General features: G+C 63.1%; 12 protein-coding genes. 2 read left to right on the forward strand and 10 right to left on the reverse strand.

Features of this window, described 5'->3' with window-relative positions:
* The coding region (locus AB0E19_RS37940; RefSeq protein WP_362189607.1) for a hypothetical protein at positions 1-770 on the forward strand (770 nt) is incomplete at its 5' end.
* 18 nt (positions 771-788) lie between these two features.
* On the opposite strand, the gene AB0E19_RS37945 is transcribed toward AB0E19_RS37940, so the two are convergent.
* The 10 genes from AB0E19_RS37945 to AB0E19_RS37990 all read right to left on the reverse strand — a co-directional run bounded on the left by AB0E19_RS37945 (position 789) and on the right by AB0E19_RS37990 (position 5,680).
* Positions 789-1,049: a hypothetical protein gene (locus AB0E19_RS37945; RefSeq protein ID WP_099470322.1), complete on the reverse strand. Its 261-nt coding sequence runs from the start codon at positions 1,047-1,049 to the stop codon at positions 789-791.
* 434 nt (positions 1,050-1,483) lie between these two features.
* Positions 1,484-1,768, reverse strand: coding sequence for a hypothetical protein (locus AB0E19_RS37950; RefSeq protein WP_362189611.1), 285 nt, complete (start codon positions 1,766-1,768; stop codon positions 1,484-1,486).
* A 519-nt stretch (positions 1,769-2,287) separates the two neighbouring features.
* Entirely contained in the window at positions 2,288-2,647 is a 360-nt protein-coding gene (locus tag AB0E19_RS37955; protein ID WP_362189614.1) for a hypothetical protein, read from the reverse strand.
* Entirely contained in the window at positions 2,637-2,846 is a 210-nt protein-coding gene (locus AB0E19_RS37960) for a hypothetical protein (protein ID WP_049452729.1), read from the reverse strand. Before AB0E19_RS37960 ends, AB0E19_RS37955 begins: the two co-directional genes overlap by 11 nt.
* Positions 2,839-3,057, reverse strand: a complete 219-nt coding sequence (locus tag AB0E19_RS37965; protein WP_024957698.1) for a hypothetical protein — start codon at positions 3,055-3,057, stop codon at positions 2,839-2,841. The genes AB0E19_RS37960 and AB0E19_RS37965 overlap by 8 nt, the downstream gene beginning before the upstream one ends.
* 322 nt (positions 3,058-3,379) lie before the next feature.
* Positions 3,380-3,943 carry a hypothetical protein gene (locus AB0E19_RS37970; RefSeq protein ID WP_164089635.1) on the reverse strand — a complete coding sequence of 188 codons (564 nt, stop codon included), beginning with the start codon at positions 3,941-3,943 and terminating at the stop codon, positions 3,380-3,382.
* 11 nt (positions 3,944-3,954) lie between these two features.
* A complete protein-coding gene (locus tag AB0E19_RS37975) occupies positions 3,955-4,542 on the reverse strand; it encodes a ParA family protein (protein ID WP_279912796.1) in 588 nt (195 codons plus the stop codon).
* Positions 4,543-4,740: 198 nt separating this feature from the next.
* Complete coding sequence (locus AB0E19_RS37980; protein WP_362189623.1) at positions 4,741-5,214, reverse strand: hypothetical protein; 474 nt, start codon at positions 5,212-5,214, stop codon at positions 4,741-4,743.
* Entirely contained in the window at positions 5,211-5,456 is a 246-nt protein-coding gene (locus AB0E19_RS37985) for a hypothetical protein (protein ID WP_362189626.1), read from the reverse strand. Before AB0E19_RS37985 ends, AB0E19_RS37980 begins: the two co-directional genes overlap by 4 nt.
* Positions 5,453-5,680 carry a hypothetical protein gene (locus tag AB0E19_RS37990; RefSeq protein ID WP_362189629.1) on the reverse strand — a complete coding sequence of 76 codons (228 nt, stop codon included), beginning with the start codon at positions 5,678-5,680 and terminating at the stop codon, positions 5,453-5,455. The genes AB0E19_RS37985 and AB0E19_RS37990 overlap by 4 nt, the downstream gene beginning before the upstream one ends.
* A 133-nt stretch (positions 5,681-5,813) precedes the next feature.
* On the opposite strand from AB0E19_RS37990, the gene AB0E19_RS37995 reads away from it, so the two are divergent.
* A partial coding sequence (locus AB0E19_RS37995) for a type 4 pilus major pilin (protein ID WP_362189632.1) occupies positions 5,814-6,874 on the forward strand: 1,061 nt, incomplete at its 3' end.

Genomic DNA, 6,874 nt, shown 5'->3' on the forward strand with positions numbered 1-6,874 from the left:
GGCGAGCGAAGGCAGACCCTGACCGGGTGGCCCTGCTGCTGGAGCGTCGGCGCTCTGCGTTGCTCTACGCTGAAAACCACTTCACGCCCCTATCGCGTCACTCCAAGCGTGAGCGGCTGCTCTCCCACCTGTTGGCGCGTTTCGCCAGGCCCCGCTTCCAGGTCTATGCGTGGTCGGGTGAGGTGGATGGGGAGAGGGTGTGCATGGTGGGCTGGAACTCCCGGTCAGGCGATGCCTTGGCACTGAGCGAGACCCTGCTGGCGTTACGAATGAGGGACGGGGGCGAGGTGCTAGCAGAGGGCCAGGTCACCCTTCTACGGCTTCCGGTGGACGCGTTCCTGCGGGCCGTGTGGGCGCTCATCGAGGCCCATGGGATCGTCGTGCCGTTGGACGTGCCAGGCGGCGGCCCGCTCGATGCAAACGACTGGAGAGAGTGCTGGCGCCACCGCGTCATGGACCCGGTCAGCAACCACAAGCGCGTCCCGATGACCGGAGGCCACGCGCTGCCTCATGCTCCCCGCGTGCTGTCCACCAACCCGGATTCGGTTCGGCGGCTGGGCCAACTGCAGGCCGCCAAACGGGCTGACCGCTTGGACGAGGCGGAACACCGTTTCCGAGAAGCCCAGTCTCGGAAGAACAAATATTTGGAGCGGGTCAAGCGCGGCCTGGAAGCCCCCATGCCGCTGGACGATTACCGAGCGTGGGCCGATGAGGTGAGGCAACTGGGCGTGGACTGGGCTCGGATGGTCACCGAGAGCCGGGAGCAGTAGTCACTGCCCCCGGACTGGTCAGACATGCAACGTGTTTTCGAAAATGTCGGATTCGGGGTCCGTTTCAATGGTCGTGCTGCCATCCGCCTGGACCGTTACTGTCACCGTGACGTCTGGGTTCTTATGCTCGGCAACATAGACACCAGGCTTGCCTGGCACGGGCTTGAGATCTGAGGGAGTGATGAGGATTCCGTGCATGATAGGGTCCATGCCCTGCTCAATATCTCTCTCGTCATCGCTGTAAACCGGGACATCGATCTTCGCTTCACCCTTCAGCATGTTCACTTCCTTTCCGTGGTGTGGTCTCGCGAGTATCCACGTTCTGGAACCACCCTGCATAGGGCGAGTTTTTCACCAGGCACCGGTTCCAGTCCCTCTCCCCATCGGTCCACCACACCGGGCCACGTTCGCCCAAGCCTGTTTTCGCGCTGTCCACGGCGCGCCGCGCGGCGGCGAGTGCTTCCCCATCCTGGTTGGCTTCTGCTGACTTCACGGCACGCCGGGCGTCCATCAGCTCGTGGACCAGGCGCTCCCTCTCCGGCTCACTGAGGCCTGGGTTGGTGGTTCGCCAGAGGCGCCCGCGGACGATGAGGTAACGGCCGTCTGGGGTGGTAAGGGGATCCATGGGGAGGAGCGTATGGGGTGGGCGGTGACGGGGGAGCAGACAAAAGAAAGGCGGCACCCTGGCCGCCCTCCTCTCTTCGCACCCGCACTTAGGCCTCGTTATCAACAACCGCTGCGACAGCCTCGTTCGCAGCTAGCTTGTTGTAGAGCGGGAAGGTGGATTGGCCCACGCGATCCCACTCCGTGGGGTTCTTCAAGAGACGGTTCAAAGCCTTAGAGACGATTGACGCGCTCGCTCCAGAGCGTTGCATCCACTCACTCAAGTTGCGCTGAAAATGGCCTTTCCGCATGTCGGCTTTGATCTGCGAATGGCGCGTGGAGTGGACCACCATTCCCACAACAAGCGCAGCCTTCGACAAGTCTTGCTTACTCACGTTAGATTTTTGGATATTCATGATGTTTACCTTTTATTTTAGGTCAGCGGTATTGCCTCCCCACGAATCCAGATTACGACAGACCCCAAAAATGCAAACCCGAAAACAACACATTTATTTGACTAAAGTGTAAATATGACGGGCGAAAAGCAGATTTAAATAACCTTTGAACCGGCTCACATTTCAACGTCCCAGCAAGGCGCAGGCCTGGCGGAAGCCACGGCCCTTCCCGCCTTTTCTACCAAGACTCGGCGGCGAGCAGCCGCCGGCTCTTTGCTCTGGCCGCTTTTGCTCTTAAAACAACGCGGCCCCGGGCCGCGCCTGAAAAGCCCCCTCCGGGGAGGTTAGGACATGGGCCGGGGCTTCCGCCCCAGCCACCGCTCTACCTTCCCACGAATCCGAAAACCCAGCCCTCAGCAAAGGGGCACCTGCCCCTTTTCATCCCAACCCTTCCCAACCCCCGGGCATAAAAAAGGCGACCCTTGAGCCGCCGTTTCCCCTCCCCCTTGGCTCCCCGACTCACCGGCTCTGCTCCAGGCACCGATCCACCAGTTGCCGCATCGCCTCGCCCAGCGAGATCCCCGCCGTTCGGGCATCCCGCACCAGGCCCTCGGCCACCTCTTCGCTCACCTTCGGGTCCGGCAAAATCGCGCCGTAACGCTTCCCATCCGGCCCATGCTTGGCACGGACCCGGGGCCCGAACGGCTGGCGGATGTCGGCATGGGCGGCCACCAGGGCAGCCAATGCACTGCTGGCCGTGAGCCCCTGCTGGCGAGCGAGAGCCCGGAATGCGGCCGCCTTGGCCGGGGCAATGCGAACCGTGGGCAGCCGGCGCGGGGCCGGCTGCTTGGGTCGGATGGCGTAGGGGTTACGAACCACGAGCGATCTCCTGCAAAACGCTATTGCTCCTCTTTTTTAAATCTTCTTTGTGGAGCTTGAGAAGCTCTCGCATATCTAGGACATGCGCATCGCTTTCAATCAGAACGTTGGATGCATCGACGTAGATCAGCTCTTTCTTCGGTCCAGACAACCGGCGCGGGGCCGGTTGCTTGGATTGGATGGCATAGAGCTTAGGCATCTTCATCCTCGCCCTCCTGTCCGTAGGCCCAAACAAAACGCGTTTCATCCACGATGCGCATGTTGCGCCAGCCCAGTTTCTGCTCCAGATCTTCCATGCCGGCTTCGGCTTCGGCGAGTGTCGAGTATTCCGCGTTGTCGATGGGCTCCCAGTTGCTGCTCCAGCTGTTGGTGGAGTAGTCAGCTTCGATGGTGAAAGTGTTTTTTTGCATGGCGGTTACCTTTTTGGCCTTTTCGGTCAGCGGTATTGCTTTCCTGTAAATCCAGGTTACGACAGGCCCTGAAAATGTAAACTCAAAAACAACACATTTGTTTGACTAAAGTGCAGAACTGACGGGCAACCGCAGAAAACACGCAAACCCTGAAACGCCTCACGTTTCCAGCCAAGCACCGGGCCCGGCGGAAGCCGAGGCCCCACCCGCCTTTCCTCCACAACGCTTTTGCTCTAGCCGCTTTTGCCGTTGCTCTTTCCACCCGCCGCCAGCCATAAAAAAGGCGGCCCATGGCCGCCTGTCGTTCACTACCAACCCAGGGCTACCGTTGTTTCCTCGCCCGCCCCACGATGGCTTTCCGAACCTGTCTCCGCATTGGATCCAGGTCATCGGTTGCCGTGGTCACGACGAGGCGACGCTTGCTCTTTTTGAGCTCCTGGCAAGCCCAGGAAGCCAGCGCAATGAGCGCGGTGGTGAGAATCGGCTGTTCTTCCCCGGTGACGTCCTGAATCTGCTCCCGGAGCTTGGGCGGCACGGTGACCATCGTTCGCTCCACACGCGCCCCGTTCTCGTCGCGGTAGTCGAACATGGTGGAGTCGCGTCCCACGTCCAGATGAACCCTCTGGCCGTCCCGCAGGTAGGGCCGCTCCTCGGAGTAGTCGAAATAGGTTCTCCGCCCAGGCGCGTCCCCTGCAGCCACCATCAGCTCTGCCAGTTGCCCTTCGGAAAACTGGCCCAGATCAATGAGCGGCGCATACGTGCGTTCCGGCTTGGCGTGGACCACTTTCGCGGCCTTGGACAGGTCTTTGCGGGCCGGGGCCTTCTTGGCAACGGCGTTCTTGGCGGGGGTCTTTTGGGCAGCCATGAGGTCCGGCAGGGGCAGCATTGGGATGTCCATCATGCCTTCCCCCGCGCCGGGTTGACCAACCTTTTTTGGATAGCCTGACCTACCCGCAGAATGTCCTCACGCGCCTTATCCACGCCAGCGCCGCGCATGGAGAACACGGTCTCGCCGAGCTCGTAGTAGCTCGCCAACGCCGCCCGCTCGGGAATGACGATGGCGCCTGCCAAGCTGGGATCTTCCAGGCGGCGGCGGTGCTCCGCCCGTTTGAGGTTGACCCGGTTGGCAACCGGCAGGATGGGCTTACCCTGACGTCGCAGCGTGTCGATGGTCCGCAGGTAGACAACGTAGCTGCCGCCGTCGAGCAGCGTTGGGACGAGATAGAGGTCCGCGTCCGGCAACTGGTCTTTCACTGGGGCACTGGGCGGCATGTCCTGGATCTCCAGGTCAAATCCAGGCGAACTTGAGCGACTCACGGTGAACGGGGTTTCCCCGTCGCTCATCGCTGACCAGGCCACGGAACCGCATTGCGGGTCGCGGTCGTTGACGAGCACGCGGGATTGGCCGGCAAACGCGGCGGCGAGGTTGAGCGAAAGCGTGGTGCGCCCCACGCCCCCCTTGAAGCAGCAGACAACGAGACGCATGAGATGGGCTCCTTTTATGGATAGGTCGTGCAACACACTACGATGCAAACCTAATCCCGCAAGAGTCATGCAGCTAGAGGGGGTTTAGCCGTGCAGACGTCGGAGGTTCAGCGACCCCGGGGCCCGGCGGGAGCCGTGGCCCACCCTGCCGTTGTCTCCACCCCGCTTTTCGGCGGCGAGCAGCCGCCGGCCTGGGCGTCAGGCCACGGCTTTATGGTTGCGACGGAGGTGGGCGTAGGCGGGGTGAGGGCGATGAAGCGCGGTGTTGGACCACTCGGCCGCCCGTTGGCGCCCAAACCATGCCTGCATGGCCGGGCAAAGAACGCCCCCGCAGGCCTCCGCCAGGCTTTGGCCGTCTGACACCTGACGCCGCTCCAGCTTCCCGGCGTGTCCCCGTCGCACCACGAACCGCTCCCCGATCCGGACCAACGGATTGGCTCCGGCGTCCATGAGCGCTTCGATCATCGTCGCATAGCGCGTTGCCAGGAGCGGGTCCGACTGGATGGCCTTGGAATACATGAGGGAGGCGACGGCCAACGCGGTGATACCAGGATCGCCGGCCACTCCAGCGTCCAGGTCGGGCGTCCCCTTGAGTGTGTGGAGCCACCCATAGAAGGCCAGCGGGTCGTTGGTTTGGATGGCCCTGATGAGGCTTTCGGTCCCGGCACTCATTGCCCACCTCCCAGAACCCCGATGAGCACCAGGGCCACCAGCACGTAGAACGGCACCAGCACGATGCTCCACCACGCCTTCGAAACCTCTTGCAGAACGCTTCCTTGGCGATGCTCCGCCGGCAGTTGATAGAAGCGCATCAGGGCGCGCCCGGCGGAGATGGGGTTGGCGACCAGGTCCCGGTAGAACACCGCGATGCCCAGGAGACCGACAAACAGCAGGGCCATGTTCAAAATGCTCATGCGAAGCGCTCCTCTTCCCTCTTCCAACGCCGCTCATGACGGGCGCGGGTGGCCAAGCGCTGGATCCTGCGGTGCTTGTCGGCCAGCTGATTGAGGCCATTGGTGCGGTCCAGGAACCGCGCGGCGGTGTGGAGTTGGAAATGCGCCAGGTCGGTGCTGGCAGGCTCGACGGGATGAATCTTCATGTCGTCACTCTCTTTTTGTGGATAGGTCGGTTTACCCATTAAACCGCTCCTACACCACGATCCAACCACATCGCCAACCTTTGTCAACCCATTGATTTGAAAGATTTTTGACTAAAATAAGGAACTGCTCTCAGGGCTTGTCAAAACGCGGTTGTGTCGCATGCTGAAATGCATGACACCGCAAGCCCGCCCTCGCCGTCGTTCTCCTGCCCCAGGCTTTGGCCTGGTCGAGTTGCTGCTCGCATTGGGGGTTGCCACCGCAATGGGGGCCGCCGCGTTCTGGGTCTACCCCCGCGTCACCACTCGGGTCAACCTGGCGTCGGACGTCGAGAACGTTCGGGACCTGGCCAGCCGCGTTGATCGGTCCCATGGCATCGTCGGCTCGTTCCGCGGCGTCAGCACGTTGAACGTGCTTGAAGATGGGCTGGCCCCCACAGACTTCCGCCAAGGCAGCGCAGCGACCATGAGCAACGCATGGGGCGGCGCGGTGACCGTGGCCCCGGCCACGGTGCGCCTGGCAGGAGATGCCTTCACCGTGGGGCTGTCTGGGCTTCCTGCGCGGGCCTGCGTGCCGTTCGTCTCCGCCATCGCAGGCGACGCGAACGTGCGGGACGTGATCGTGGGCAACACCAGTGTTTTGTTGGGCAACGGCGGAACCCTGGACGTCCCCGGGCTGGGATTGGCGTGCGGGGCCGATGGGGCCGTGGTCGACGTCGTCTATTACTCAGGCCTGGTCGCCGGGTCGTCGGTCGCCGTGGTGCCCACGCTTCCCCTGCCCTCCACGCCCGCCGTCCCTGGCCCTTCAACGCCGACACCGGCTGGCCCCGTATCCACCGCTCCCAGCGTGCCCGATGCAGTGCCGGGCGTTCCTGGGAGCGTGTCGCCAAGCCCTGGGGTTGCTCCTTCCCCGGCGGTTCCGCCGCTTCCTGTTGCGCCCAGCGTTGCGGTGCCTCAGCCGCTCCCAACGCCGGTCCCCACCCCGGCTCCGCCGGCCTTGGTGCCGTGCCGGCAATCGGAAAGCTCGGCGGCCCGGGCGAGCTGTCCGGCGGGCACGTGGGGCACAGAGACGGTGCGCACGCGCCAGGTCTGCGCTCCCGGCGACGTGGATCCAAACTCAGACGCCGCGTGGGAGCATCCCGAGGCGTGGGTTCAAGCCCAGACGGTGGCGGCCGTGACGACGAGGGATTGCCAGGCCTGCCCGTGGAGCACCCGTGAGGAACGCGATCAATGGCT

Source organism: Streptomyces sp. NPDC047974 (genome assembly GCF_040653375.1).
Taxonomy (GTDB): Bacteria; Actinomycetota; Actinomycetes; order Streptomycetales; family Streptomycetaceae; genus Streptomyces.

Bases quoted from the DNA above. Each gene is read 5' to 3' on its own strand.
- AB0E19_RS37945 (WP_099470322.1), bottom strand. From the start codon at position 1,049: ATGCTGAAGGGTGAAGCGAAGATCGATGTCCCGGTTTACAGCGATGAC.
- AB0E19_RS37960 (WP_049452729.1), bottom strand. From the start codon at position 2,846: ATGCCTAAGCTCTATGCCATCCAATCCAAGCAACCGGCCCCGCGCCGG.
- AB0E19_RS37965 (WP_024957698.1), bottom strand. From the start codon at position 3,057: ATGCAAAAAAACACTTTCACCATCGAAGCTGACTACTCCACCAACAGC.
- AB0E19_RS37970 (WP_164089635.1), bottom strand. From the start codon at position 3,943: ATGCTGCCCCTGCCGGACCTCATGGCTGCCCAAAAGACCCCCGCCAAG.
- AB0E19_RS37975 (WP_279912796.1), bottom strand. From the start codon at position 4,542: ATGCGTCTCGTTGTCTGCTGCTTCAAGGGGGGCGTGGGGCGCACCACG.
- AB0E19_RS37980 (WP_362189623.1), bottom strand. From the start codon at position 5,214: ATGAGTGCCGGGACCGAAAGCCTCATCAGGGCCATCCAAACCAACGAC.
- AB0E19_RS37985 (WP_362189626.1), bottom strand. From the start codon at position 5,456: ATGAGCATTTTGAACATGGCCCTGCTGTTTGTCGGTCTCCTGGGCATC.
- AB0E19_RS37990 (WP_362189629.1), bottom strand. From the start codon at position 5,680: ATGGGTAAACCGACCTATCCACAAAAAGAGAGTGACGACATGAAGATT.